At 56.5% G+C, this 26,416-nt stretch carries 27 protein-coding genes; all 27 read left to right on the top strand.

The features are described from left to right. Positions 1-247 (top strand): hypothetical protein (locus tag LBO03_01820; GenBank protein MDR3348337.1); only part of this gene is annotated, 247 nt, incomplete at its 5' end. 211 nt (positions 248-458) lie between these two features. Beyond that, a complete protein-coding gene (locus tag LBO03_01815; GenBank protein ID MDR3348336.1) occupies positions 459-2,324 on the top strand; it encodes a BamA/TamA family outer membrane protein in 1,866 nt (621 codons plus the stop codon). Positions 2,325-2,340: 16 nt separating this feature from the next. Beyond that, positions 2,341-3,612: a hypothetical protein gene (locus LBO03_01810; protein ID MDR3348335.1), complete on the top strand. Its 1,272-nt coding sequence runs from the start codon at positions 2,341-2,343 to the stop codon at positions 3,610-3,612. An 89-nt stretch (positions 3,613-3,701) separates the two neighbouring features. Next, the gene (locus LBO03_01805; protein ID MDR3348334.1) at positions 3,702-4,169 is read left to right on the top strand and encodes an OmpH family outer membrane protein; all 468 of its coding nucleotides are present in this window, start codon (positions 3,702-3,704) and stop codon (positions 4,167-4,169) included. Between the two features lie 123 nt (positions 4,170-4,292). Next, positions 4,293-5,231: a hypothetical protein gene (locus LBO03_01800; protein MDR3348333.1), complete on the top strand. Its 939-nt coding sequence runs from the start codon at positions 4,293-4,295 to the stop codon at positions 5,229-5,231. A 27-nt stretch (positions 5,232-5,258) separates the two neighbouring features. After that, entirely contained in the window at positions 5,259-5,672 is a 414-nt protein-coding gene (locus tag LBO03_01795; GenBank protein MDR3348332.1) for an OmpH family outer membrane protein, read from the top strand. A 13-nt stretch (positions 5,673-5,685) separates the two neighbouring features. Then, on the top strand, positions 5,686-6,744 hold the full coding sequence (gene lpxD / locus LBO03_01790; protein MDR3348331.1) for a UDP-3-O-(3-hydroxymyristoyl)glucosamine N-acyltransferase: 1,059 nt from the start codon (positions 5,686-5,688) through the stop codon (positions 6,742-6,744). Between the two features lie 84 nt (positions 6,745-6,828). Continuing rightward, positions 6,829-7,536: a YjbH domain-containing protein gene (locus LBO03_01785; GenBank protein ID MDR3348330.1), complete on the top strand. Its 708-nt coding sequence runs from the start codon at positions 6,829-6,831 to the stop codon at positions 7,534-7,536. A gap of 12 nt (positions 7,537-7,548) precedes the next feature. Then, entirely contained in the window at positions 7,549-8,427 is an 879-nt protein-coding gene (locus LBO03_01780) for a lysophospholipid acyltransferase family protein (protein ID MDR3348329.1), read from the top strand. Between the two features lie 11 nt (positions 8,428-8,438). After that, entirely contained in the window at positions 8,439-9,275 is an 837-nt protein-coding gene (lpxC, locus tag LBO03_01775; GenBank protein ID MDR3348328.1) for a UDP-3-O-acyl-N-acetylglucosamine deacetylase, read from the top strand. Between the two features lie 66 nt (positions 9,276-9,341). Then, a complete protein-coding gene (gene fabZ, locus LBO03_01770) occupies positions 9,342-9,788 on the top strand; it encodes a 3-hydroxyacyl-ACP dehydratase FabZ (protein ID MDR3348327.1) in 447 nt (148 codons plus the stop codon). Positions 9,789-10,022: 234 nt separating this feature from the next. Further along, complete coding sequence (lpxA, locus tag LBO03_01765) at positions 10,023-10,844, top strand: acyl-ACP--UDP-N-acetylglucosamine O-acyltransferase (protein MDR3348326.1); 822 nt, start codon at positions 10,023-10,025, stop codon at positions 10,842-10,844. Between the two features lie 65 nt (positions 10,845-10,909). Next, positions 10,910-11,728 (top strand): UDP-2,3-diacylglucosamine diphosphatase LpxI, encoded by an 819-nt coding sequence (gene lpxI / locus LBO03_01760; protein ID MDR3348325.1) that lies wholly within the window; start codon positions 10,910-10,912, stop codon positions 11,726-11,728. Between the two features lie 4 nt (positions 11,729-11,732). Further along, a complete protein-coding gene (gene lpxB, locus LBO03_01755) occupies positions 11,733-12,878 on the top strand; it encodes a lipid-A-disaccharide synthase (protein ID MDR3348324.1) in 1,146 nt (381 codons plus the stop codon). Next, entirely contained in the window at positions 12,878-14,638 is a 1,761-nt protein-coding gene (locus LBO03_01750) for an ABC transporter ATP-binding protein/permease (protein ID MDR3348323.1), read from the top strand. The genes lpxB and LBO03_01750 overlap by 1 nt, the downstream gene beginning before the upstream one ends. Then, positions 14,619-17,138, top strand: coding sequence for a tetraacyldisaccharide 4'-kinase (gene lpxK, locus LBO03_01745; protein ID MDR3348322.1), 2,520 nt, complete (start codon positions 14,619-14,621; stop codon positions 17,136-17,138). The genes LBO03_01750 and lpxK overlap by 20 nt, the downstream gene beginning before the upstream one ends. Next, positions 17,138-17,890: a 3-deoxy-manno-octulosonate cytidylyltransferase gene (kdsB, locus tag LBO03_01740; GenBank protein ID MDR3348321.1), complete on the top strand. Its 753-nt coding sequence runs from the start codon at positions 17,138-17,140 to the stop codon at positions 17,888-17,890. The genes lpxK and kdsB overlap by 1 nt, the downstream gene beginning before the upstream one ends. Positions 17,891-17,906: 16 nt before the next feature. Beyond that, positions 17,907-18,737, top strand: a complete 831-nt coding sequence (gene kdsA / locus LBO03_01735; GenBank protein ID MDR3348320.1) for a 3-deoxy-8-phosphooctulonate synthase — start codon at positions 17,907-17,909, stop codon at positions 18,735-18,737. A gap of 73 nt (positions 18,738-18,810) precedes the next feature. Beyond that, entirely contained in the window at positions 18,811-19,776 is a 966-nt protein-coding gene (locus LBO03_01730) for a KpsF/GutQ family sugar-phosphate isomerase (protein ID MDR3348319.1), read from the top strand. Continuing rightward, positions 19,776-20,303, top strand: a complete 528-nt coding sequence (locus LBO03_01725; GenBank protein ID MDR3348318.1) for an HAD-IIIA family hydrolase — start codon at positions 19,776-19,778, stop codon at positions 20,301-20,303. Before LBO03_01730 ends, LBO03_01725 begins: the two co-directional genes overlap by 1 nt. A 2-nt stretch (positions 20,304-20,305) precedes the next feature. Next, a complete protein-coding gene (locus tag LBO03_01720; GenBank protein ID MDR3348317.1) occupies positions 20,306-21,214 on the top strand; it encodes a lysophospholipid acyltransferase family protein in 909 nt (302 codons plus the stop codon). After that, positions 21,207-21,743 (top strand): LPS export ABC transporter periplasmic protein LptC, encoded by a 537-nt coding sequence (gene lptC, locus LBO03_01715; protein MDR3348316.1) that lies wholly within the window; start codon positions 21,207-21,209, stop codon positions 21,741-21,743. The genes LBO03_01720 and lptC overlap by 8 nt, the downstream gene beginning before the upstream one ends. Positions 21,744-21,747: 4 nt before the next feature. Next, positions 21,748-22,635 carry a hypothetical protein gene (locus tag LBO03_01710; GenBank protein MDR3348315.1) on the top strand — a complete coding sequence of 296 codons (888 nt, stop codon included), beginning with the start codon at positions 21,748-21,750 and terminating at the stop codon, positions 22,633-22,635. 2 nt (positions 22,636-22,637) lie between these two features. Next, entirely contained in the window at positions 22,638-23,357 is a 720-nt protein-coding gene (lptB, locus tag LBO03_01705; protein ID MDR3348314.1) for an LPS export ABC transporter ATP-binding protein, read from the top strand. Positions 23,358-23,367: 10 nt separating this feature from the next. After that, the gene (locus LBO03_01700; protein ID MDR3348313.1) at positions 23,368-24,456 is read left to right on the top strand and encodes an LptF/LptG family permease; all 1,089 of its coding nucleotides are present in this window, start codon (positions 23,368-23,370) and stop codon (positions 24,454-24,456) included. A gap of 57 nt (positions 24,457-24,513) precedes the next feature. Then, the gene (locus LBO03_01695) at positions 24,514-25,680 is read left to right on the top strand and encodes a DUF3084 domain-containing protein (GenBank protein ID MDR3348312.1); all 1,167 of its coding nucleotides are present in this window, start codon (positions 24,514-24,516) and stop codon (positions 25,678-25,680) included. Continuing rightward, positions 25,677-26,099, top strand: a complete 423-nt coding sequence (locus LBO03_01690; protein ID MDR3348311.1) for a hypothetical protein — start codon at positions 25,677-25,679, stop codon at positions 26,097-26,099. Before LBO03_01695 ends, LBO03_01690 begins: the two co-directional genes overlap by 4 nt. Positions 26,100-26,416 lie beyond the last annotated feature (317 nt).

Here is a 26,416-nt window from a genome sequence, read left to right as displayed (position 1 = left end):
GCGCGGCGCGGCGGGATTGCCGGCCAAAGAAAGCGCCCTTAAAGAAGACATAGAGCAAAAAGAAACGGGGAAAGCGGCGATTGCGATTTTAAAGCCCACTCTGCCGGGCATTGAGTTTTCCCGGGAAGAAAAACCGGCGCCGGCCACGGACGCAGCCGCGCCGGAAAAAAGCGTGGCCAGTTTCAGCGAAAGCGAGCTGCGCGGTTTTGCGCGAACCGCCGGCAAAGCTTTGCGCGGCAACATTTAATTTGCGGGGGACTTTAGCGATCCGCTCCGGCGCCGCGCCGTGCATTTTTCGGCCTGGCCGCACAAGGGAGCGCGCCAGTGCGTTTCGCGCGCATAGGGCCGTAAAAACGTCCGCCGACAAGTCATGCAGAAAATCTCTTGCCGCGGCATCCGCAAGCGATTGCCGGAGGTTGCCGATAATATTATTACGCTATTTATAACAGGGGGTTGTGATGGAAATAACGGATTATTGCAAAAAATGCGCCGCCGTTGGCGTTGTGCTCATGTTTGCGCCGATATGCGCGGCGACGGCGGCGGCGGAAGAAGCCGCCGTTGAGGGAGCGGGCAAGACTGTAGCCGCGGAAGTGGCCAGGCCATCGGAAATAGCCCCGGCCGTGAATTTGCCGCCCGCAATAGCCGCCCAATCCACGCCGATTGAAGCCAAACCGGAAAACCAGGCGGCGGCGCTGGGCAAGACGGTAACCGAAGTTACCGTGGAGGGAGGGAAGAATGTCCCTACCGATAATTTAATCCCGCTTTTTCGCGTAAAACCGGGCATGACTCTGTTTGAGGACGGCGTAAGCCAGGATTTGCAGATGATTTACGAAACGGGCTGGTTTTATGACGTTCAGGCGCAATACTCGCTTGTGCCCGAAGGGGTCAGGGTAAGTTACAAAGTCAGCGAAAACCCGGTGCTGGACAAAGCGGTCATTACCGGCAGTTCGGTTTATTCCGACAATCTTTTGAAAAGGCTGCTTGGCCTTGAGACCGGACAGGTAATAAACAGCAAGCGCCTGAGCGAGGGAATGCGCGCGATAGAGACCGCCTACAGTCGCGACGGGTACATACTCGCGCGGGTAACAAATATTGATATGCAGCCGGACGGCATGCTTGCGGTCGACATAAACGAAGGCATTATCGAAGGTTTCAGCATTGTCGGCAACAAAAAGACCAAAGAGCGGGTCATTTTGCGTGAGCTCAGGCTCTATAAAGGCGAGCCGTTCAATGTCAATGACGGGCGGCGCAGCATGCAGCGCGTATTTAACCTGGGCTTTTTTGAGGACGTGAACATCAAGCTCAATCCCGGTCGCACGCCTAACGGCGTGGAAGTCGAGGTAACGGTCGTGGAAATGCCGACAGGCACTTTCGGCATAGGCGCGGGCTACAGCGAGGCCGACGGCCTTGTCGGGATGATCATGCTCGGCGACAAAAACCTGCGCGGCACCGGCGACAGCGTGAACGTGCGCTGGGAATTCGGCGGGGTTGACAATAAAAACTACGACCTTGCTTACCGCCACCCTTGGCTGGACAGGCACGGCACCACTTTGGGCTTTAACATATACGACGTTACGCACGAATATGAAGAGCTTGACGACGACGGCAACGAAAAAGCCTATTACGACCGCAAGCGCAAAGGCATGGAGTTCTACTTGTCCCGGCCGGTCAACGATTACATCACCGATTCCATTACTTTTAAATTCCGCGACGACATTTATGTGCGCCCGGTACCGGGCGAAGAACCGCAATGGTACGAAACGCATCCCGGGGACAGGGCGGGCAGCTTCGGCAAAACCCACAGCATCGTCCTTAGCCGCGCGATAGACAAAAGAGACAACATACACAACCCTTCGCGCGGCCAATTCGCTCAGTTTTCCGGCGAATTTGCTGGAATTATGGGCGGCGACTTTGATTTTAGCAAATATACCATCGAAGGGCGCGCGTACTTTCCCGCCGGGCGCGGCAACGTCTGGGCCTTTCGCGCCGCCTTGGGCTACGCCACGGGCGTCATGCCGATCAGTCAGCGTTTTTCCTTAGGCGGCGACAACTACCTGCGCGGTTACAAGGACGATCGTTTCTACGGCTATAAAATGCTGTCAGGGACCGCCGAATACCGTTTTCCCATCGCGAAGAATTTCCAGGGGGTCGCCTTTTCCGACATTGGCTATGCTTGGGACAAAGGGGACGCCATAAACCTTAACGATGTGGAATACGGCTACGGCGTGGGGTTAAGGATAAATTCCCCGTTAGGGCCGATCCGCCTTGATTACGCGCACGGCGACAGATGGCGGCTGCATTTTAGCTTCAGTACGCAGTTCTGACCTGGCGCGGCCTTTTATGAAACCAATGCGGGTGCTGCTGGTTTTATTGGCGATAAGCTTTGGGGTTCCCTGCGCGGCGGCCGCGCGGACGGTGGAAGAAATAACGGTAAATGTTTTCGACGTAACGGGCGGCGCGAGCGCCCCGGTCCTCGCGCGCATGGCCTACAGCATGAAAGCGGCGGGCGAGCAAATCATGGCCGGCAAGGCGGTTGACCATATCGAGCTCAACAACGATATCTATGCGGCGGTGCTGGCCGATGTCGCCAACAGGGTCTTTACCGGCTACAACACCGAAAAAATCCTGATAACGCCCGGGGAAGATACAATTGCCGACTTTTATGTAAGGCCGTGGGGAGCGGTAACCGACGAAATAAAAGTTGCCGTTCACCTGTCGGGCGCGGACGAATTATGGTCCGGGCTGTTTAAGGAAGAAACGGACAGCTTGCGCCTTGCCGCCGAGCGGATACTGAAAGGCATATCCGTGGACGCCGTCGATTGGGCCGGCATCCCGGCCAAAAGAGAGATCCGCGAAATCCTGAAAGCGCGGATGCCTTATTTTCAGGCAACAGTCGATATATATTCCGACGGCGGCGCCGTGGCTGTTGACATCGTTTTGCTGCCGGTAGGCCGCAACGTGCAGGGAGTAAATTACGAACTGCGTTCTTATACCGTGCCGACGCTGGTTTTAAACGACGCTAGAAAGCGCCTGGGCGATTATGTGGGGAAGTTGCGCGGCCTGCCGGTGGAATTTGTGGCGCGGCATGAAAAAGAGATAAAAGGCATCATAAAGGCGCAGGCGGAAAAAGAACGCATAGCGCGCCAGTACAGCCTGAAAGCCGACGTTGAGCTGTCCGCCGGCGCGGACGCCGATGTTGGCATAACGCTGGATTCGGAGCAATATCGTTTCTGGATAGAGGGCTATATCGACATTGCCCGCGCGGACAGATCGGCGTCAGGCCGGGCGCATATCGGCAGGTTGATTTCCCGCGCCGATGAAATCTTCCTGGAAGCCACTTTTTACGCAAATGAAGTAACCTGGAAATTTGACCCGGGCATTTCCCGCCGCTGGGGAAACACGGTTTTGAGCGCGCTCGTTCGCTTGCCGGAGCGGGAGGCGGGGATGCGGCTGGAGGCTGGGTTTTTGAAAAACTGGCTGCTGAGGGTGGAAAAATTCTCCGGCGCCCGCCGCCCTGAATTCGGTTTGCGTTACCGGCTGCATGAATTTTTGGCCTTTGAATTTATCGTGGGGGAAAAAGAAAACTATTTCCGGGTGGTCGGCAATTTGTGATAAATTTGTGATAGTTGCAGAATTATAATTGAAAGTATCTTTTGACACTGCTATAATGAGATTATCAAAATTAAGGAAGAGGTCGTGAAATGAAAAACGCAAACAAACAAAACGTCAAAATCATCGCGTTAGCCATTGTCGCTTTTTTTGCCTTAGGCATAGTAGGCGTTGCCGTTACCCAGACGCAGGTAAGCTTTGCCGCGCCGTCCCAGAACTCGGCGATCGGCTATATCGATATGCGCCGGGCCATACAGAGCCATCCTGACATGCCGAATTATCAAGCCGAAATACAAAAAGAAAGCGAGACTTTGCAAAAAGAATTTGACGAGAAAGCAGAAAGCATGAACGATCAGGAAAAACAGCGCTACATGGCGCAACTGCAGCAGCGTCTGCGGCAAAAAGACGAAAGCCTGCTCAGCGCCATAAACGCGAAAATCGAGGAAGTCGTGAAAAAGGTCGCGGCCAACAAAGATTTGTCGGTGGTCGTGCTAAGGGAAATCGTCATCTACGGCGGCACGGATATAACCGAGGACGTCATAAAGGCTTACGGCAAATAACCCGGGGTTCAAACAAGGCGGCGGCCTTTCCCGTCCGCCGCCCGTATATCTTCCTTGGCGATGTCAGCGCGGAGACCCGTTAATGGGTCTCTTTTGCTGAAAAAACAATTAGGGGAGCGATTAATGAAAAAAATGCCGATCGCCTTGTTATTGCCCGCCTTGCTGGTCTTGCTGCTTTTGGCGCCGGCCTGCGGACGGGAAAGGGCGGACGCTTTGCCGGTCGCGGCTTTCGCCGCGCTGGACTTAAAGAAAGCCTTGGCGGCGCATTATCTTTATCCCGAATGGCAGGCGGCGGCCAACAATGAATCGGCTTTGCTAAAGAGAAAAGAAAGCCAAACCGGTTGGCGCAAAACGTGGGCGGCCGCCGACGACGAAATAGCGGCGGGAAGCGGAACCGGCCGGGAAAATTTCCTGCAGGCCGATTTGTCCGTGCGGATAAGCGAGCTATATTTAGCGGAACGTGCGCGCCTTGACGAAACGGAACGGGCAGAAAAGCTCAAGGTTACGGAAAAAATGAAAAATGCCATAGCTGCCGTTGAGGAAGAATACCGGCTGCCGCTTTTTAACCTCAAGGCCAATATAGAAGCGATCGCGCCTTTGCCGCGCCGGCGGGAAGAAAGCCGCGAACGGAAAGAAAGGCTGCTGGCCGCGCTGGAACAACTGCAGGCGGAAAAAAACGCCAGAATAAGCGCCCTTTATAAAGAAGCGGAAACATCCCTGCGGCAGATTATGAAAGAGCGTGAAGCGGAATCCGCCCTGCGCGTCAAAGAAACGATAGAAAGTTTGCGGCAAGGGAGCGTTCCGGCGGACGGCGGGGCGCGCCGTTTGGAACTGCCGGAGGCCGTTTACGCCCGGCTTGCCGCTTTGGAAAAGGAACTGACTGAACAAAAAATCGCCAAAGACCGGCTTTACTTGCGCATGTACGAAGACATTGCCAGCCAGGCCGCCAGGGTCGCCGTGCAAAATAGATACGCGGCAGTATTGGTTGGCGTCAAAACAAACATAACAGCCGCAGACATTACGAGCAACGTAATCGCCGGGCTGCCTGAAAAAAGCAAATAATCTGCGCTGAAAGGGAGCGAATCGCCAATGAAAAAGAATTTTTTGCTTGCGGCATTTTTAACGGCCTTTGTGTTCATCGTTGCCGGCTGCAGCGGCCGCAACGCCGATTTTGGCTATGTTGACATGCAGAGGGTGGTGGCGGAGAGCGCCAAAGTAAAAGAACTGCAAGAGCAAATACAGCTCAAGGCGAAAGAATTTGACGAACTTGCCGAAAAAGAAAGGGCTTCCCTGAGCGCGGAAGAATACCAGCGCAACCAGCAATTGCGCCGGGGGGAAATAACGGCTTTGGGCAAAGACATAGAAGGCCAATTTGAAACCATCCTCAACAAAGCTATGGCGGAAGTGGCGAAAGACAAAGGGCTGGGCGCTGTCTTGGCCAAAAACAGCGTTCTGCACGGCGGGACGGACGTTACCGATGACGTGCTGAAAAAAATCAATTAATCGGGGGCTTAAGATGCTGGCAGGTAAATCTTTAAGCGAGATCGCAGGCTTGATCGGGGGTACGGTTGCCGGCGAGCCGGGCAAGCTGATTTTTGGCGTTACGAACATAGAAGACGCCGGGCCGCAGGACATAACCTTCGCCGTGCCGCCGCATCTTGAAAAAGCGGAAAAATCCGCCGCCGCCGCAGTAATCATCCCTCGGGGGGCGGCCTTTTCCCGCGACAAGCCGGCGATCGCGGTCGACAACCCGCGCGCCGCTTTTGCCCTTGTGCTGGAGCTTTTCACTCCGGCGCCGCGCATCCGGCGGGGAGTGCATCCGGCGGCGATCGTTGCCGATAGCGCGCATGTCGGCGCGGACGCCGCGATCATGCCGCTGGCGGTAATCGACGAAGACGCCGAGATCGGCGACGGCGCGATAATTTATCCGCACGTCTATATCGGGCGCGGCTGCAAAATAGGCAAAAACTGCCTTATTTATGCAAATGCCAGCATTTACGCCGGCTGCCAAATCGGCGACCGGGCAATCATCCACAGCGGCGCGGCCATTGGCGGCGATGGGTTCGGCTATGTGGCTGTCGGGCGGGAACAGCGCAAAGTGCCGCAGATAGGCAACGTAGTTTTGGGCGACGACGTGGAAATAGGCTGCAACGCCTGTATTGACTGCGGCACGACCGGCAGTACATTTATCGGCAAAGGCACGAAAATAGATAACTTAGTACATGTCGGGCACAATGACGTTATCGGCGAAAATTGCCTTTTGATCGCGCATGTCGGCATCTCCGGGAGCGTGCGGGTAGGCAATAACGTTACCTTTGCCGGGCAGTCGGCGACGGTGGGGCATATAAAAATCGGCGACAACTGCGTTTTTGGCGGCAGGGCCGGGATCATATCGGATGTGCCGGACAATTCGGTATATGCCGGCTTTCCCGCCCGGCCGCACAAAGAATGGCTCAGGCAGGAAGCGCTGCAGCGGAAACTGCCTGATTTTTCCAAGCGTTTGCGGGCGCTTGAAGCGCAAGTTGGCGAATTGGAGCAAAAAAAACAGCGGCAGGCCAGGCCAAAGAATATTTGACGCGAAGCGGTAGGCGGGGGTGTTCTCTTGATTGCGGCAAAAGGCGGGCAAGGCCGGCAAAGCGCAGCTTTTGCCGGCGGCAAAATGGCGTGGCTCTTGGGGCGGGGGTGTTCCCTGTTGGGCGGGTTTGCCGCGCCGGATATGGTTCGCCCGGCGGCAAAAAACAAAGCCCTAATTTTACTGCCGCTGCTACTTTTGGGCGCTTTTTGCCGGCCGGCCGGCGCCGCCGTCAACTGCAACGGCACAGACGGCCTGATCAATATCCCGTCCGCCTACGTCCGCCCGGCCTGGAAAGCGGGGATGGGCTATTTTTACGCCGACGGCGGCGGCGTGGTCGCGGGCAATGTCAATCTGCCCGGCGACATGGAACTGTCGTGCCGATACACATTGGACGGCCGCGGCTTGTCTGGCGGCCGTTATAACCTTAAAATCGCGCTTTTAAAAGAAAAAATATTGGCGCCGGCCATTGCCGCCGGGGCGGAGGACTTAGCCGGCGAAAATCGCCGCTCCTATTACCTTGCCGTGAGCAAACAGGGCCCGTGGGGGCTTCGCCTGCATCTCGGGGCGAAAAGCGCCGCAGGGCTTTTCGGCGGATTGGAAAAACAATTCAAATTAAAAGGCGATCTGCGAAAAATGCTGCCATTCATTCCGCTTTTCACGCTAATGCTGGAATATGACGGGCACAACTTCAATTACGGCCTTTACGCGCGCAATTCGCGCGGAATGAGGATAGATGTCGCCTGGCGCGGGTTTGACAACAAATTTATAATCGGCGCGCAAAAAGAATTTTGAGGCTGGCACTATATGTGGCAATACTATATGATGAAGGCCATAAGCAAGCTGGCCTGCCTTTTGCCGGACAAGGCGCGGCGGTTGGCCGGCGCGGCTTTGGGGAGGGTTTTTTGGCTCGGCGTCCCCCGCTGGCGCAAATGCCTGGCGGCGGCGCAGGCGCGAATGTGCCTTGGCATTTCCGACCCCGAGGCGAGGGCCGTAGTAAAGGGCAGCGTACTCAAATACGGCGACATGATCATGGAAGTTTTGTCTTTCCCCGCTTTAAGCAAAGACAACATACGCGCTAAAGTAGCATTGGCCGATGAAGGACGGTTTCAAGAAATAATCGCGCATCCTAAAGGGTTCGTGCTGGCGACGGCTCACTTTGGCAACTGGGAGCTTTTGGGCGCGGCGATGAGCCTTTACGGTTGCCGGCTGGTCGCGGTGGCGCAAAAGCAACACAATAGCGCCATGGACAGGTTCATCAATGAATACCGCGCCTTGGTGGGCGAACACGTTACTTACCGCACAGGCGTGCTGGAAATGGCTCGTATGCTGGAAAAAGGCTTTGCCATCGGCCTCCTGGCGGATCAGGACGGCGGCAAAGGCGGCGTAAAGGTGGGCTTTTTCGGCCGCGAATCTTCCTGCCCGCAAGGGCCGGCCGCTCTTTCCAGGTTGAAAAAAGTGCCTTTGTATCTTATGCTTTTGCGTCAACGGGAGGACGGCAAGCACGAAATATTTGTCAAAGGCCCGATAGAAGGGGAAAATACCGGCGACCGGGAAACCGACATTAAAAACACCACGGCCGCGCTGATGGCGATGCTGGAAGAGGAGATCCGCAAAGACCCGGCCATGTGGTTTTGGCTGCACGATCGCTGGAAGGTGAAAAAACATTTTCACAAATTAAATTGAGGGGGATTGCTTTGGCGGCAACAGGACAAAAACAAAACACCATTGCGTCAAGTTTTTACTATAAAGGCATAGGGCTTCATTCCGGCAAACCCGCCCGGATTGCCTTTAAGCCTTTGCCGCCGGGCAAAGGGATAGAGTTTGTCCGCGCGGACCTGCCCGGGCGGCCGGTGATACCGGCTAAAGCGGAATACGTCGTATCCGCGCTGCGGGCGACGACTTTAAGCTGCCGGGGCGCGGATGTATTTACGGTGGAACATATCCTCGCCGCTTTGTTCATAGCGGAAATAGACAATTGCCAAGTGGAACTGGACGGGCCGGAACCGCCGGCGGCCGACGGCAGCGCGGCGCCTTTCGTCCGGCTTGTCGCGGAGGCGGGCCGGGCAGAGCAGGCGGCGGAAAGAGAGAGCGCGCGGATAGAAAAGCCACTTGCCGTATACGACGGCGAGCGCTATCTTTTGGCCACCCCCTACGAAGGGCAAAGATTCTCCTTTCTTTCGCTGAGCGATCACCCGCTTTTGGGCGCGCAATATTTTGACGCGCAAGCCGGAAAAATAAACTTTGCCAGTGAAATCGCGCCCGCCCGGACAATTGCCTTTGCGCACGAAATCGAGGGATTAAGGGAAATGGGGCTTGGCCTGGGCGGAAACCAGGACAACGTGATAGTCTACGACGGGGAAAAACCGCTGACGCCTTTGCGCTTTGCCGACGAATTGGTGCGCCACAAGCTGCTTGACCTCATGGGCGATCTTTTTCTGGCCGGCCGCTTTTGCGGGCATGTTACGGCAGTTAAATCCGGACACGCCCTGAACACAAAGCTGGCTTTGCAGATAGCGCAAACCCGGCGGTGAACGGGGATTGCCACTTGCGGCTGTTTCTGTTTTGCTGTGACACTAAAACAAAGGAGTGGGAAGGCCATGATAAGTTTAGACATTTTGCAAATACAGGAAATTTTGCCGCACCGTTACCCTTTCTTGCTGCTTGACCGCATACTGGAGCTGGAGCCGATGAAACGCGGGCTCGGCTTAAAAAACGTAACATACAACGAGATACATTTTCAGGGGCATTTCCCCGGCCAGCCGATCATGCCCGGCGTACTTATCTGCGAGGCGATGGCGCAGGTCGGCGGGGTAGTGCTTTTGTACCCGGAAGAGCACCGAAACAAACTGGCTCTTTTTACCGGCATAGACAAAGTAAAATTTCGCCGCCCGGTTGTGCCCGGCGACCAACTGCGCATGCAGGCGGACATTTTGAAAATCAAAAGCAGCATGGGCAAAATCGGCACTCTGGCGTATGTGGAGGGGGAACTGGTGGCCGAAGGGGAATTTATGTTCGCTTTGGTGCAAAACGGGAAGAAATGTTAAGAAAAAAGGTTAATTGGCATATACATTTTGATATAAAGCGGTTTTTTGGCCGTTAAAAGCGTTATTTGGGCTTATTTGTCCAGTTGCGGGCTGGCATATTTATAGATTATGTATAATGATATTCATAAGGCAAAGCGAGTGAAGCCGCTTTATAGCTGGCATGGAAAACACGTGCAAGACAGGCGCCGGCGGCGAGGCGGCCATCTATCTATTAATTGGCGGTGCAGAGACAATATGAAAAAAGAGTCGATAGTTATTCCCCTGCGGAAAATACATGAAAAGGCGGCGATCCACCCCGGCGCGAATATCGGGCGGGACGTAGAGATAGGGCCTTACGCCGTTATCGGGCCGAACGTCTCGATCGGGGACGGCAGCAAGATCGGGGCGCATGTGGTCATAGACGGCTGGACGTCAATCGGCAAAAACTGCGTGATTTGCCCCGGCGCGGTTATTGGCGGCGAACCGCAGGACTTAAAATTTGTCGGCGAGAAAAGTTATGTATATATCGGCGACAATTGCAGCATAAGGGAATTTGTTACGATTAACCGCGCCACGGGCGAGGGCAACGAAACCCGTATAGGCAACAACGTCCTTTTGATGGCGACGACCCATGTCGCGCACAATTGCGTTTTGGGCAACAATGTGATAATATCAAACGGGACGGGTCTGGCCGGACACGCTACCGTCGAGGACAGAGCGGTGATCGGCGGGCTCAGCGGCATACATCAATTCGTTAAGATCGGGCGCAACGCGATGGTCGGCGGCATGGCGAAGATCGTGCAGGACGTGCCGCCTTTTGTCATTGTTGACGGCAACCCGGCCTTTGTCGCGGGGCTTAACAGCGTCGGCATATCCCGGGCCGGCATATCGCCGGCGGTGAGGCACGACCTGAAAAAAGCATACAAAATACTTTACCGCTCCTCCAACAGTTTGGAAGGGGCGATTGCGGAAATGGAACAGGAACTTGACGCCAGCGAAGAGATAGAACATCTTTTGCGTTTTTTGCGCAACGTGAAGCGCGGGATCTGCCGCAACAGGAAAGACGACGGCAATTGAGCCTAACGCTGCGCGGCCGCGCAAAACGGCTCTGCCCGGCGATGGCAAACGGGGAAAGGTAAAAAATGGCGACACAGGAAAAAATAGGCTTGTTGGCTGGAATAGGCTTTTTGCCCATAGATTTCGCCCGTGCCGCTCGCGGCATGGGTTTTCATGTTACGGCGATCGGGCTGGTTCCCGACGTGGAAGCGATTTTGCCGGAAAATGCCGATAAATATTTTCAAATCAGCGCCGGCAAAATCAATAAAATCATCAAAACGCTCAAAAAAGAAGGGGTAACGACCGCCGTAATGCTCGGAAAAGTCAGCAAAGAAGTGCTCTACAAAGGTTTCGGGCTGGATTTCAGGGCGGTCAAGCTGCTGCTTTCCCTGCCCAACCGCAGCGACGACACGATTATGCTGGCGATCGTCGCGGAACTGGAAAAAGAAGGAATAAAAGTGATGGAGCAAACGCGGCTTTTGAGCATCCTCACGCCGCCGGCCGGGGTACTCAGCCGCCGCGCGCCCACGGAAGAAGAAGCAAAAGACATAGACTACGGCTTTAAAATGGCGCTGGCCGCCGGCCAATTGGATATAGGGCAGACGGTTGTGGTCAAAAATCAGGCGATCATGGCGGTGGAGGCGATCGAAGGGACGGACGCCTGCATAAAACGCGGCGGCATTTTGGGCGGCGAGGGCGTGGTCGTGGCCAAAACCGCCAAACCCGGCCAGGACTTTCGTTTCGACATGCCGAGCGTCGGGCTTGAAACCATAAAATCAATGGTGGGCGCCGGCGCCAAAACGCTGGTGGTAGAGGCGGGGCGCACACTCTTCGTGCAAAAAGAGGAAGCCTTGCGCCTGGCCGACAAATACGGCATAGCCATAGTCGCCCGCGCGAAGGAGTAACGCAATGCGGCAGATTATGGTCTGCGCCGGGGAGGCGTCCGGCGACCTTCACGCCGGGGCGCTGACGCAAGAACTCTTGCGGCTCGACCCTTCGCTTTGCGTTTTCGGCATGGGGGGCGAGGCCATGCGCCGCGCCGGGGGCGAAGTTTTATTTGACATAAAAGATCACGGCGTGATGGGGTTTGTGGAAGTCATACGCAAATTGCCGTCGCTTTTTAAGTTGCGGGCCGCCCTGTCGGAACTGATGGACGAAAGGCGCCCGTCCTGCCTGGTGGTCATAGACTATCCCGATTTCAACATGCGCGTGGCCAAAATAGCGCATGGGAAGAATATCCCCGTTATATTTTTTATCAGCCCCTCGGCCTGGGCATGGCGCAAGGGGCGGGCAAAAGAAGTCGCCCGGATAGCCGATACGGTCGCCGCTATTTTCCCTTTTGAACGGGACGTCTATCGGGAAGCGGGCGCCAACGTCGCTTTTGTCGGCCATCCCCTGCTCGACATCGTAAAGCCCGCCGCGCCGGGCAGCGCGGCAAAAATCATGGACAAAAAGCCGGGGCAAAAGTCCATATTGCTCCTGCCGGGCAGCAGGCTGCAAGAGATCGGAAGGCTGCTGCCGGAGATGCTCGCCGCCGCGGCCATCATGTGCGCGCAAGATCCCGCCTGCGTCTTTTACACCATAAAGGCGGACACCATTGGCGAAGAAACACTTAGGAATTATTTTACGCCGGCAACCGTCCCGGTGCGTATTCTAACCGGCAACAATTATGATATAATGAGTTTAGCCGACGCGGCGATCGCGGCGAGCGGCACGGTTACGTTAGAGGCGGCGCTTTGCGGCCTGCCGTCCGTCATAGTTTACAAAACGTCGCCCCTGACCGCTTTTATCGCCCGGCGCTTGGTAAAAATCGAGCATGTCGGCTTGCCCAATATAATCGCCCGCAAAAACATCCTCCCGGAACTTCTGCAAGAGCGCGCCACGGCGGAAAATATGGCCAAAGCGGCGTTCGCTTTGCTCGACCCCCAAAACCGCTTGGCTTTGGCGCAGGATCTGTCCGCCATGAAAGAACGTTTGGGCGAGCCGGGGGCGCTTTTGAAAGTGGCCAGGCTGGTGCTTGGCGCGGCGGAACGTTCTGCTGCGGGGAGGGCTTGATGGGACATTACCTGCGCCTGCTTAAATACCTGAGGCCTTATATGCTGCGGATATCGATCGCCATTGGCTGCACCGTTTTAGCCACGGGCGGGCATTTGGTCGTGCCCTGGCTGATCAAGGACATGATTGACGAAGTGCTGGTGCAGCGCGACTATGCCACGCTCAATATGCTGGCGATAGTGGTTGTGGCCGTTTATTTCGCCAGGGGCGTGTTCTTTTTCGGGCAGAGCTACCTTATGGCTTACGCCGGGCAAAGGGTGGTCATAGACATACGCGCCGACGTTTACCGCCAGATCAACAGGCTCAGCCTTTCCTTTTTTGAAAAAAACCGCACCGGCGCCATCATGAGCTATGTTACAAACGACGTAGCGGCCTTGCAAGGGGCGATGATCCAAAGCGTCATCGACCTCTTTACGGAGGGCGTGGTCCTTTTGGGCTCAATCGCCGCAATGCTCGTTTTAAACTGGAAACTGACCCTCTTTACCTTCGCGACCTTTCCGGCCGTCCTGAAAATCATCGAAATTTTCGGCGGGAAAATCAGAGCTTCCGGCCATCGCATACAAGAGCGCAACGCCGATCTCACCTCCGTCTTGCAGGAAGCGATTGCCTCGGTGCGCGTAGTAAAGTCGTTTGTCCGCGAAAAATATGAAATAGAAAAATTTGAAAAAGAAAACCTGCTCAATTTTCGGGCCAGCATGAAAAACGCCCAATTAGGGGCTACTTTGACGCCGGTCATCGAATTTACCGTCTCCATCGGCGCGACCGGCATTTTGTGGTACGGCGGGCGCGAGGTAATAGCCGGCGACACTACCGCCGGCGCACTGATCGCCTTTTTGATCTACGCGGTCAACATCGCCAATCCAATCAAACGCCTGGCGAAAGTATTTGCAGACATCCAGAAAGCTATGGCGGCGGCGCAGCGGGTATTCAATATTTTGGACATGCCGCCCGACGTCGTGGACAAACCGGGCGCGTACGCCCTGCCGCCGGTAAAGGGCGAAGTGGAATTTAAGAATGTTGTTTTCGGCTACAATCCCGGCGAGCCGGTAGTAAACAACGTGTCCTTCAAGGCCGGGGCAGGAAAGCTCGTCGCGATCGTCGGGCCGAGCGGGGCCGGCAAGACGACTATCGCCAGTTTGCTTTCGCGGTTTTATGATATTGACAGCGGGCAAATACTGATCGACGGCATAAACATAAAAGACGTAACGACAGATTCCCTGCGCGGGCAAATAGGGATTGTCCCGCAGGAAACCGTTCTTTTTAACGGCAGTATTTACAACAACATTTTGTACGGGCGGCTGGACGCATCCAAAGAAGAAATCGAGGCCGCCGCCTTGTCCGCCAACGCGGACGGGTTCATCCGGCAGATCCCCGGAGGTTACGGCGCCCTGCTGGGCGATCGGGGGGTAAACTTGTCGGGCGGCCAGCGCCAGCGCATTTCCATCGCCAGGGCCATTCTCAAAAATCCGCGCATACTCATCTTGGACGAGGCCACATCCGCCCTTGACGCCGAAAGCGAGAAAATCGTGCAGGAAGCGCTGGATCGGCTGCTGGTGGGCAGGACCTCTTTTGTCATAGCGCACAGGCTTTCCACCATACGGCGGGCTGACAGCATATTGGTGCTGGACAAAGGCAGGTTGGTCGAAGAAGGCAGCCATGACAGCCTTCTGCTTCGCGGCGGCTTATATACAAGGCTTTATCAGGCTCAATTCGCAAAGGCGCGGGTAACGGAGACGGCGAGTGCTATACTTAATCTATGATGTTGCGGCTATATTGCTGTTTATCTTTTGCATCTTTCCCGTGTACATATATCGTTCCTACCGGGAAAAAGGTTTCCCCAAGCGATTCCGCCAGAGCATGGGCTTTTTCCACGACGACGAAATAAGCGCCGTGGCCGGGCGCGGCGCCATCTGGATACACGGGGCATCGGTTGGGGAAATAGTGGCGACAAGCCCTTTGGTCAAAGAAATACGCAAAACCTTTGCCAATGTGCCGATCGTCGTCTCGGCCGTCACCACGGGCGGCTACGCTATGGCGAAACAGATTATCCCGGAAGCCGACGCCGTGATTTTTTTCCCGTTGGACATGCCCTTCGTCAGCGGCATGGTGGTCGAACGCATCCGCCCGCGTATCTTCATGCCGGTCGAAACCGAGTTGTGGCCGAACTTTTTGCATGAAATAAATATGCGCGGCATACCGGTGATGATGGTAAACGGCCGCATAAGCGACAAAAGCGTAAAAACCTATAAATACCTTTTGGGCATCCTTGACAACATGCTGGGCAGCGTAGGGCGCTTCTGCATGCAGTCCGCCCTTGACGCCGAATATATAATGCGGCTGGGGGCCGACCCCAAAAAGGTCGTCATAACCGGCAACACCAAATTTGACCAGACCTATGCCGAAGTTACGCCGGAAGACAAAGGGCGCTTTCTGGTGGAAATGGGCATTGAGAAAAGTCATCCGGTCATTGTGGCCGGCAGCACCCACCCGGGCGAAGAAAAAGCGCTTATCGACGCTTTCGCCGCCGTGCGCGCAAAATTTCCCCGCGCCTGCCTTTTGCTTGCCCCGCGCAAACCCGGGCGCAACAACGAAATACAAGCGGCGGCGCGGGAAAAAGGCTTTGACTGCGGCAAGCGCTCGGAACTTTTGCGCCAGGCAGAAGGTCAAAGGGCGGAATTTCCGGTCATACTCGTCGACACCATCGGCGAACTGGGCCGTATTTACGCGGTCGGCGACATTGTGTTCGTCGGCGGCAGCCTGATAAAGCACGGCGGGCACAACGTGCTGGAACCGGCGGCGCACGGCAAGCCCATCATTGTAGGGCCCAATATGTTTAACTTTAAAGACTCCTATTCGCTTTTAAGCAATCGCGGGGCCTGCGTTACGGTAAACAGCCAGGCGCAGCTCATCGAACAGCTTTTAAGGATACTTTCCGACGATTGCCTCAAGGCGAGCATGGGCGCGGCCTCTTACGCCGTCATAGAAGAAAACCGCGGCGCGGCGGTAAAAAGCATGGTATTTCTGAAAGAAGTGCTGGCAGGGCCCGTGGCCAAATCCCAGCCGCGCCCCTATTCCATCATCAACTGGTCGTCAAGCGAAGACAACAGCCTTTCCAAACGCATGGAATTTAACCTTTACCAGCTCCTGCACGGCAACGTGCGAAGCGGCTGGGACATTGTCATCTTGTCTTTTTTCAGCTTTTCCTCCCTCTTGTACGAGTTTGGGCTGGCGGCCAAGCTGCTTCTTTATAAAACCGGCGTGTTCAGGAAAAGCCGCCTTTCCTGCAAGGTCATCAGCCTTGGCAACATAACCCTCGGCGGCACGGGCAAAACGCCTACCGTCAAAACCCTTGCGACGATGATTTGTTTCATGGGCTACAAAGTAGCCGTGCTCAACCGCGGTTACCGCGCCCGTTGCGACAAGCCCGTGGGGATAGTCTCCGATGGGCGGCGCATTTACATGAACGCCTATGAAGCGGGCGACGAGGCCTACCTTTTGGCCAAACAGTTGCCGGGCGTACCGGTAGTCATCGGCAAAGACCGCGCGATCAGCGGCGAATATGTGGCGAAAAACATGGACGTCGACGTGCTTATCATGGACGATGGCTATCAGCATTGGCAGCTGGCGCGCGATCTTGACATAGTTTTGGTGGATACGCTCAACATGTTCGGCAACAGCTGCCTCCTGCCTCGCGGCACGCTGCGCGAACCGCTTTCCCATCTGGACCGGGCCGATATATTCCTCCTGACCAAAGTCGATCAGTCGCTGGATTTTTCGCGCAAATACGTGCGTTCCGCCCTGACGAGGAACAACCCCTCCGCGCCTGTCTTTGAAAGCATACACATGCCGCTGCATTTCATAGAGATTGCCGAATGGGACAAAGAAAGCGGCGAAAAATGTCTGCCGGCAGGGGATTTGCGCGACAAAGCGGCCATCGCCTTCTCCGCGATAGGCAACCCCGCCTCCTTTGAACAGACGATCACCGATCTCGGCGTCCACCTCATTGAAGCCATCCGCTACCCGGACCATCACGACTACAACATGAAAGAAATGGAGTACATCATGGAGCGGGCGGCCGGCAAACGGGCGGAAGCGATCATTACCACCGAAAAAGACGCGGTGAAAATACCAAAAGAATTTATCGCGCTCCAACGCTCCTGCCCCCTTTACATCCTGTGCATAGAAGTAAAATTGATCGGCGACGGCGCGGTTTTCCGGAAAGTCCTGTCGAAAGCGCTGGCCGGGGAAGAAGCGAAATAATGGACAAAGCAAAAGTCGTATGCATAATCCCGGCCAGATACGCGTCTACCCGCCTGCCGGGCAAACCTCTGGCCGATATAGCGGGAAAGCCGATGATTCAGCATGTTTACGAAAGAGCGTGCCGGGCGTCCTTGGTCGGCGCTGTGGCCGTCGCGACGGACGATGCCCGGATATACGGCGCGGTCGCCGCTTTCGGCGGCCGCGCCGTGCTGACATCCCCCGCGCATGCCAGCGGAACCGACCGGCTGGCGGAAGCGGCGGCACATTGCAAAAAGGCGGCTGTGATCATCAACGTGCAGGGCGACGAGCCTTTGATCGAGCCGGAACTGATCGATCGCCTGGCGCGCGCCCTGCTGGAAGATGCGCGCCTTAAAATGGCGACGGCCAAGGCACCTTTGCCGGAGGAGGAATACGGCGATCCGGCGGCGGTAAAAGTAGCCGTGGACAATGAAGGCCGCGCGCTTTACTTTTCGCGTTCGCTCATCCCTTACCCGCGCTGCCCGGGCGTGGCCGCCCCTTTTAAACACGTGGGGATATACGCCTACCGAAAAAGCTTCCTTTTGCGTTTCGCGCGCCTGCCGCAAGGCCTGCTGGAACGCGCCGAAGGCCTTGAACAGTTGAGGGCGTTGGAAAACGGCTACAGGATAAAAGTCCTAACGGCGGAATCGCCGGCTTTCGGCGTGGACACGCCGGAGGACCTCGCAAAAGTAAACGCGCTGCTTAGGGCTGGCGGCGCGGGAAAAACTGTATGAAACGGCGGGAAAGATCATGAACGCAGTAAAAATAGGCGGCTGCGCGGTCGGCGGCAAAAACCCCCTGCTGCTCATCGCCGGTCCGTGCGTGTTGGAAGGTTATCAAAGGACGCTTATGATCGGGCGGGAAGTTAAGGCCATAGCGGACAAACTTGGTATGCCCTATGTGTTTAAAGCGTCCTTTGACAAAGCCAACCGTTCGTCTTTTGAATCCTTTCGCGGCCCGGGCATGGAGGAAGGCTTAAAACAGCTTGGCGCGCTGAAAAAAGAACTGGCCGTGCCGGTCGTCAGCGATATACACGAACCGGGGCAGGCGGCGGCCGCCGCGTTGACGCTGGACATTTTGCAGATACCGGCTTTCCTGTGCCGGCAGACCGACCTTATCTACGCCGCCGCCCGGACGGGAAAAGCGATAAATGTAAAAAAAGGCCAATTTCTCGCTCCCTGGGACATGAAAAACGTCATAGCCAAGATACGCGAAGCCGGCAACGAAAACATTCTGCTCACCGAGCGCGGGGCAAGTTTCGGGTACAACGCCTTGGTTACGGATATGCGCTCTTTGCCGATCCTGCGCTCTTTCGGCTATCCGGTAGTGATGGACGCCACCCACAGCGTACAGGTGCCGGGCGGACAGGGGAAAACGTCGGGCGGACAGGGCGAATTTGTTCCCTGCATAGCGCGGGCGGCGGCGGCGGCCGGCATAGACGCCCTTTTCCTCGAAGTGCACGACAACCCGGAAGAAGCCCTCTCCGATGGCCCGAACATGATCCGGACAGACCAGCTGGAAAAACTCCTGGCGGACGTACTGGCAATAGACGCGGTCCTTCGCCGGAGCGGCCTGAAATGACCCCGCCAATCTTCAATATAGGCGGAAAATATGATATATTTTATAAAGGACTTCTGACAGGGGAGGCAAAAAAATGCTCGATTGCGCCCGCACAGTATTGCGGACAGAAGCCGAAGCCATTCTTGCGCTCGTGCCGCGGATCGGCGGCGAATTTGCAACCGCCCTCAAACTCATCCTGGCTTGCCGCGGCCGGACCGTGCTGACCGGCATCGGCAAATCCGGCTTGGTTGCCCGCAAAATATCCGCTACTTTGGCCAGCACCGGCACGCCTTCTTTTTTCCTGCATCCGGCCGAAGGCATACACGGCGATCTTGGCATGGTAACGGAAGACGATATCGTCATGGCCCTTTCCAACAGCGGCGAAACCGCCGAACTTTTGCAATTGCTTCCCTCCCTGCGGCGCATCGGGGCGAAGATAGTCGCGCTGTGCGGTTCGGAAAACTCCACTTTGGTCCGGGCGGCGGATATTTTTCTTGACGTCCGGGTGGAAAAAGAAGCCTGCCCGCTGGGGCTCGCGCCTACCGCCAGCACTACGGCGGCACTTGCCTACGGCGATGCGCTGGCAGTTTCATTGCAATCCATGCGCAAATTTTCCGCTTCCGACTTCGCGGTTTTTCATCCCGGCGGGGCGCTGGGCAGGAAACTGCTTCTTACAGTGGACGACGTCATGCACAAAAATGACGACGTTCCGCTCATCAATCAGGACAAAACCGTGCGCGAAGCCCTGTTTGTCATAACCGACAAAAGACTGGGCTCGGTTGGCGTCATTGACGGCGTTGGCCGCATGGCGGGCATTATCACCGACGGCGACATACGGCGCGGGCTGATGAAAGGCTATGAATTTCTGGACAGGCCGATACGGGAAATGATGACCGCGACCCCCAAAACCATCACCCGTGAAAAATTGGCCGCCGAAGCCCTGCGCGTTATGGAAAGCAACAAACCGCGGCCGATAACCGTGCTGCCGGTGGTCGACGGCGACAAAAAGATTGTCGGCCTCCTGCACATGACCGACCTTGTCCGGCAGGGAGTCGTTTAGTGGACAGCTTGGCGCGCGCGCGCAAAATAACCTGCATGGTTTTCGACGTGGACGGTACGCTCACCGACGGGCGGATTTACATGGGGCCGTCCGGCGAAGTGTGCAAAGCTTTCAGCGCCAAGGACGGCCTGGCCATAAAAATGGCCGGGCGCTTGGGCTACAAAACGGCGATCGTTACCGGCCGCGCTGGCCGGATCGTGAAAGAGCGCGCCCGGGAACTGGAAATAGCCGAAATTTATCAGGGCGTTGCCGACAAAGCCCCGGTGATCGGGAAAATTTGCCAAAAATTCGCTATAACGCCGGAGCAGATCGCCTATGTCGGCGACGACCTGAACGACCTTGCGGCCATGCGCCTGGCGGGTTTTGCCTGTGCGCCCCTGGACGCGGCGGACGCCGTGAAGGAAGCGGCGCACTTTGTGTCCGGGTTGGGCGGCGGGCGGGGAGCGGCGCGCGAAGCCGTTGAATTTATATTGAAAGCGCAAGACAGATGGGACGCGGGCGTTGAACTTTTGCTGAAAGCAAAATAAGGGTGGGACTTAGAACGGTGTTATACTGGGTTTACCGATGTATCGTCAAAATAGTTTCCCTGCTGCCCTATTCGCTGGTTTTAGCGATCGGGCGGCTGCTGGGCGCTTTATATTACCTTTTGATAAAAAAACAGGTCAATCTGGCGCGGAGCGCCATTTGCGAGCATCTCGCGGTTTCCCGGGAAGAAGCCGGGAAAATCACAAAAGCCATGTGCCGCAACATCGGCATGACCTTTATGGAAATACTCTACATGCCCGCCCTGAACGCCGCCAATATCAGGCAGTTCGTCAAAATAGAGCGCGAGGAGGCCCTGCGGGAAGCCATAGCTGAAAAAAAAGGCGTGGTGGTCCTGGCCATCCACATGGACAACTGGGAATGGCTGGGCGCGGCCTTGTCGCTCTACGGCTACCCCTTGACCAGTTTCATCAAAAAGCAGCCCGGCGAGAGCGTCAACCGTATACTGGAATATCTTAGGACAAAAGTCGGAATAGAACTTTTCACCCGCGGCACCGGGGAGACGGTGGCGGCGGCCAGGGCCATGAAAAAAGGCAAGATGCTGGGGTTTATCGCCGATCAGGACGGCGGACGGGACGGCATATTCGTGCCTTTTTTGGGAACAATGGCCTCTACCCCGGCCGGGCCCGCTTTCTTTGCCCAAAAATTCAAAGCTCCGATCGTTCCCATCTTTATCGTCCGCGACCCCGGCGGCGGACATAAAACCATCGTTTGCGACAAGTTTTACTACGAAGATACTGGCGATCAACAAAAAGACATGTACAACTGCACACGCAAAATGACCGGCATAGTCGAAGGCATCATCAGGCGCTACCCGGATAACTGGCTGTGGTTCCAGCGCCGCTGGAACACGCCTTATCCCGGCGCGGGAAAGGGCGTGCCGGGCGATGCTTAAAAAATACCGTTATATTATGATTGCGGCGGCGCTGGCCATCGCCGTCGTTTGGTGGCTGCTGGAAGGCGGCCCGGTCGGGCCTCCTTCCGGGCACAGGGAAGTCGGCGCGGCTAATATTGTCATGACCGGCGGCAGAATAGCGGAAGAAAAAGACGGTAAAAAAATCTGGGAAATGACGGCCGAAACCATTGAGATTGACAGCAAGACCGGACAAAATACGTTGATCGGCGTAAAAGGCCGCCTCTACCGGCAAGCCGGCGGCGCAATCGACATTGCGGCCGGCGGGGGGACATACGACCCTGAGAATGCGGAGATTTTTCTCAGCGGCGGCGTAACCGCCGTATATTCCGAAGGCTGGCGCTTAAAATGCCGGGAAATAAAATGGGACTCCGCCAAAGGCCTGATCAGCGCCCGGGGCGACGCGGAATTCACCAAAGACGGCCTGTTGGTTTACGGCAGCGAAATACAGGCCGACCGCGAGCTGACCAAAATAAAGGTTGCCGGCGGCGGACTGCGAAAGGGGAAATGATCGGGTGAACGGCATAAACGGCAAAAAATTGCATTTTACATCCCCCAAATCCGTTTTTTGGTTTTCGGGCACAACCGGGGGGCATATGCGGGCGCTGGCGGCGGCGGTTTATATGCTGAAAACGGCGGCGCTGTTTTTGCCCTTGCTCATTTTCAGCATGGAAGTTTTCGCCGCCAACGCCCGGCCGCCGATTACCATCAAGGCGGACGTCGTAACCTATGACTCCGTCGCCGGGGTGAGCACGGCGCAAGGCAATGTGGTCATCACCCAGGAAGACGGCGAAGCTAGGGCGGCGCGCGCCGAATACAACCTGAACACCCGGGAAGGTTTTCTGGAGGGCGGCGTTATCGCCGCCAAGGGCGAGGCCAGTCTTTCCGCCGACCGGCTGTTCATCCGTGGCGAAGGCCGCCTTACGGCCGAAGGTTCGGCGTGGGTGGCGCGGGCGGGTTCCAGCGTTTCAGCGCCGCGCGTGGACTACTGGTCGGAGCGCGGTTACGCCAAAACTTCCGGTGGGCGCGGGACGCTTGTTGAGTCTGCCGAAAACCGGCTGAGCGCGGACAGCATCGAATACGACTTGAAACAAGGCGTCGGCACGGCGGAAGGGAACGTTGATATAGCCTTGAAGAACGGCATTACCGGCGCGGGCGACAAAGCCGTCTACACGGCGGGCGCAGACGGCGCCCAGGGAGAAATAACCCTGTCCGGCAACGCCTGGCTTGTCCAAGACGGCAATAAAATCATAGGCGATCTCTTGATTGTAAATGTCGCGCGCGAAACCTTTGAAGGCAAAGGGCAGGTCAGGCTTGACCTGCCGGTAAAACAGAAAACCCCGCCGCAGGATGCGCCCGGCGCGGCCGATGGCAATAAAGACGCCAGTGGAAGCGGCGGGTAGCCATGTACATTGAAACGCGCTCGCTCGTGAAAGCCTTCCAAAACCGCGCGGTCGTCGACCAAGTAAGCATCAGCGTAAGGCAAGGGACGGTAGTCGGGTTGTTGGGGCCAAACGGCGCGGGCAAGACCACCACCTTCTATATGATCGTCGGCCTGATCCGGCCGGACAGCGGCAGCGTGCTGGTGGACGGGTGCGACGTTACCGGCCTTCCCATCCACGAGCGAGCGCTCGCTGGGATCGGCTATCTGCCGCAGGAACCATCGATTTTCCGCAAGCTCACCGTGGAAGAGAACATCATGGCGATTCTGGAACTTACCGCCGCCGATGCCGCCGAACGCCAAAAAAAAATGGACGCGCTCATCGGCGAATTTAACGTAGGCCACGTGCGCAAACGCAAAGGGCTGGAACTGTCGGGCGGGGAGCGCCGGCGGGTAGAGATCGCGCGCGCCCTGGCGACGGATCCTTCGTTTATCCTCCTTGACGAGCCTTTTGCCGGCATTGACCCCATCGCCGTCGCGGACATACAAAAACTCATAGGCCACCTGGCGGGGCGCGGCATCGGCGTTCTGATCACCGACCATAACGTGCGCGAAACCCTGCGGATCGTGAACCGGGCCTATATCATGAGCGAAGGCAGGATAATCGTCTCCGGCGGCGCGGACGCGATCGCCGAAAGCGAACTCGCGCGCAGGCTGTACCTTGGCGACAATTTCTCGCTTTAGCGGAGGCGCTATGCGTATCCTGGACAGATACATATTAAAAGAAATGCTCGGCCCCTTCATTTTCGGGGTATGCGCCTTTACCAGCATATTTATAGCCGGCGGCGTGCTCTTTCGCCTGGTCAATTTTATCACGCTCTTTGGCGCGTCCTATGCCGCCGTTGCCAAACTGTTTTTTTTGAGCCTGCCGGAATTCGTCAACTACACCTTCCCCATGTCGGTATTGTTGGCGTCGCTGCTGACTTTCGGGCGCATGTCGGCCTCCAGCGAAATAACGGCGATCAAATGCGGCGGCGTAAGTTTTTACCGCATGGTTGCGCCGGTTTTCGGCCTGGCCTTTTGCGTCAGCCTCTTTTCCATGGTTTTCGCCGAAAAAGTCGTGCCCGCCGCCAAAATCGCCTACAACAACGTGCTGCATTACGAAGTGCAGCGCAATGCCAAGCCCCGCTCGCAAAACCACATAGTGATCAAGGACACATCCGGCGCATCCATCGAACGGCTGACTTACGCCCGGCAGTTTGACGAGGAACAGGGGATAATGTATGGCGTCATCGTGGAAGAATTTAAAGACAACAACCTCGTCCATGTGCAGAACGCGGAAAAAGCCACCTGGCAGCAGGGCGCGTGGCTTATGGAAAACGGCGTCGTCTATGACCTTTCGGTCGGCGCCGGCCTGAGCCGCAGCGCGCGCTTTAAGGAGCAGCTCCTGCCGGTAAAAATCAGCCCCCGGCAGGTGAACAGCGAACAAAAAGACCCCGGCGAAATGTCGATAAGCGAATTGCGCGAGCGCGTGCGGATGCTTGACCGGCAATACGCCCCGACCGCCCGCTACCAAATGGAAATGTACCAGCGTTTCACCATACCGCTGGCATCGGTCATTTTCGCCCTGATCGGTACGCCGCTCGGCCTGCAGCCGCAGCGGTCCAGCTCATCCATCGGCCTTGGCCTGAGCATTATCGTGATCTTCATCTATTACGCCGTGATGACGCTGACGCTGACGCTTGGCAAAAGCGGCGGCCTGCCGCCGCTTCTGGCGGCCGTTATCCCCGATGCGCTGGGGCTTTTGGCCGGCGTCGGCCTCATCCGCAAATTCGGCAAATGAGCGCTTTCAGGTACCCACTTTTACGCTTATAATACCGCGGCAAAGGAGAAAGTCATTATGTTTGGCCTTGCCACTATATTCACCATCGCGGCCTTGGGCGGCCTGATCGCCTTTATCGGCGACAAGCTCGGTTATAAATTCGGAAAACAAAGGCTCAGCGTGCTGGGACTTAGGCCGAAACACACCTCCACCCTCATCGCCGTTGTCAGCGGCATCGCCGTCGCGGCCGCCACCATTTTCGCCCTGTCGCTTGTCTCGGCGGACGCGCGCACGGCGCTGTTCGGCCTGGAAAAACTGAAAGAGCAGCTTCGCGGCACCGAAAAAGAAGTAACGGACAAAAACGCGGAACTTATCGGCGCGCAGGCGAAACTAAGCGAAAGCAACGAAGCGATAGCCGCGGCCAACAAAGAACGCGACAAAGCCAACAGGCTCTTGGGCGAGGCGGAAAGCGCGCGCAAAGAAATGGAAATCGCCCGCGAAAAGGCGCGGGCGGAATTGGAGAAAGCGCGGGCGGACAACCAGGAGATGCTTAAAGTCCGCGAACGGCTGCAAGCGGAAATAAAAGAATTTGAGCAGGAAACCAAAAGGCTGGAATCCGGGCTGGTCAGCCTGCGCGAAGGGCAGGTGGTCTTTCGCGCAGGCCAGGTGATTTACGCCGGCATCATCAGGGCCGGGCAGGATGAAGGGACCATCATAAACACGCTGGGCGATTTTCTGGCTTTCGCCAACCAGTACGTTGTCAATATGCTGCGGATAGAGGACAAACAAACGCGGGTGCTCTTGGTGCCTGAACCTAACCTTGGCGCGACGGTCGCCTATCTTCTTGAAAACAAAGGGCCTACTGCTGTGCGCCTGCAGGCGGCCGGCAATATAATCCTCGGGGAACCGGTTTTCGTGGAATTTTCCGTTTATCCCAACAAACTCGTTTACGCGCGGCAAAAAATCATCCACGAAGAAATTGTCAAGGCCAGCATCGGCAAACAGGCGATGGAAGAAGTATTGGTGCGCTTTCTCGCCCGGATCAACCAAAAAGCGGCGGCCGACGGCCTTTTGCCCGATCCTTTGACCGGCAACGTGGGCAACATGGAGATGCCCTACATGATGGAAGTTATAGAAAAAATGCGCGCCGCGAACGACGATTTCATTCTCAGTGCCGCCGCGCGCCACGACATATACACCCTCGGGCCCCTGCAAATCGACATCGGCGTGCGCGGCTACCGATGACCGGCGGCTTACGCTATGTCGCCGTCGACCCCGGACGCGACAAATGCGGCCTGGCCGTGGTGGGGCAAGGCGGCGAGCCGCTTTGCCTCAAGGCGGCAGCGGCCGGCGCTTTCGCGGCGGAATTTTTGTCCCTGTACGAAAAATACCAGCCAGGCGAAATACTGTTGGGCGACGGCACCGGCTCGCCGCGCTTTCGCGCCCTGCTCAGTTCCCTGCTGCCGGGGCGTCAAATACTGACAGTAGACGAGCGGGACACCACGCTTGAAGCGCGCCGGCTGTACTGGCTCTATAATCCGCCCCGGGGCTGGAAAAAATACCTGCCCGAGGGACTGCGGACGCCAGATGGCCCCTTGGACGCTTACGCCGCCTTGGCGATCGCCCGTTTGTGGCTAAAAAGCCAAGATAAAATTGATACTTAACCTGAGCAAAAATTATTTCAATAAAAAGCGAAAGTAGCATCAATGCTTTTTTGTCGCCGCGCCATAATTTTAACGGGAGCTTAGTTGCCGGATGCAGGGTTCGGTCGCAAGACAGGCGTCGCTCGCCATGCGCGTGGGTTGTTAGCCACTTTTGGCCGCGCCGCCGAAAAAGTCCAGCTTAAGGTAAAGCCTGTCTCGGTCGTCTTGCGTTATGCCCAGATACCGCTGGGTCGTCGCGAAAGAGCTATGGTTGTAAATGTTCATGAGCAGCGCCAAAGGGGCGTTTTCCCGCCAGGCGTGGTAACCGAAGGTCTTGC

The sequence above is a fragment of the Acidaminococcales bacterium genome, from assembly GCA_031290885.1.
Lineage (GTDB): Bacteria > Bacillota > Negativicutes > Acidaminococcales > JAISLQ01 > JAISLQ01.
Note: the sequence above shows the minus strand (reverse complement) of the source record. Positions and strands in the feature narration are given on the sequence as shown.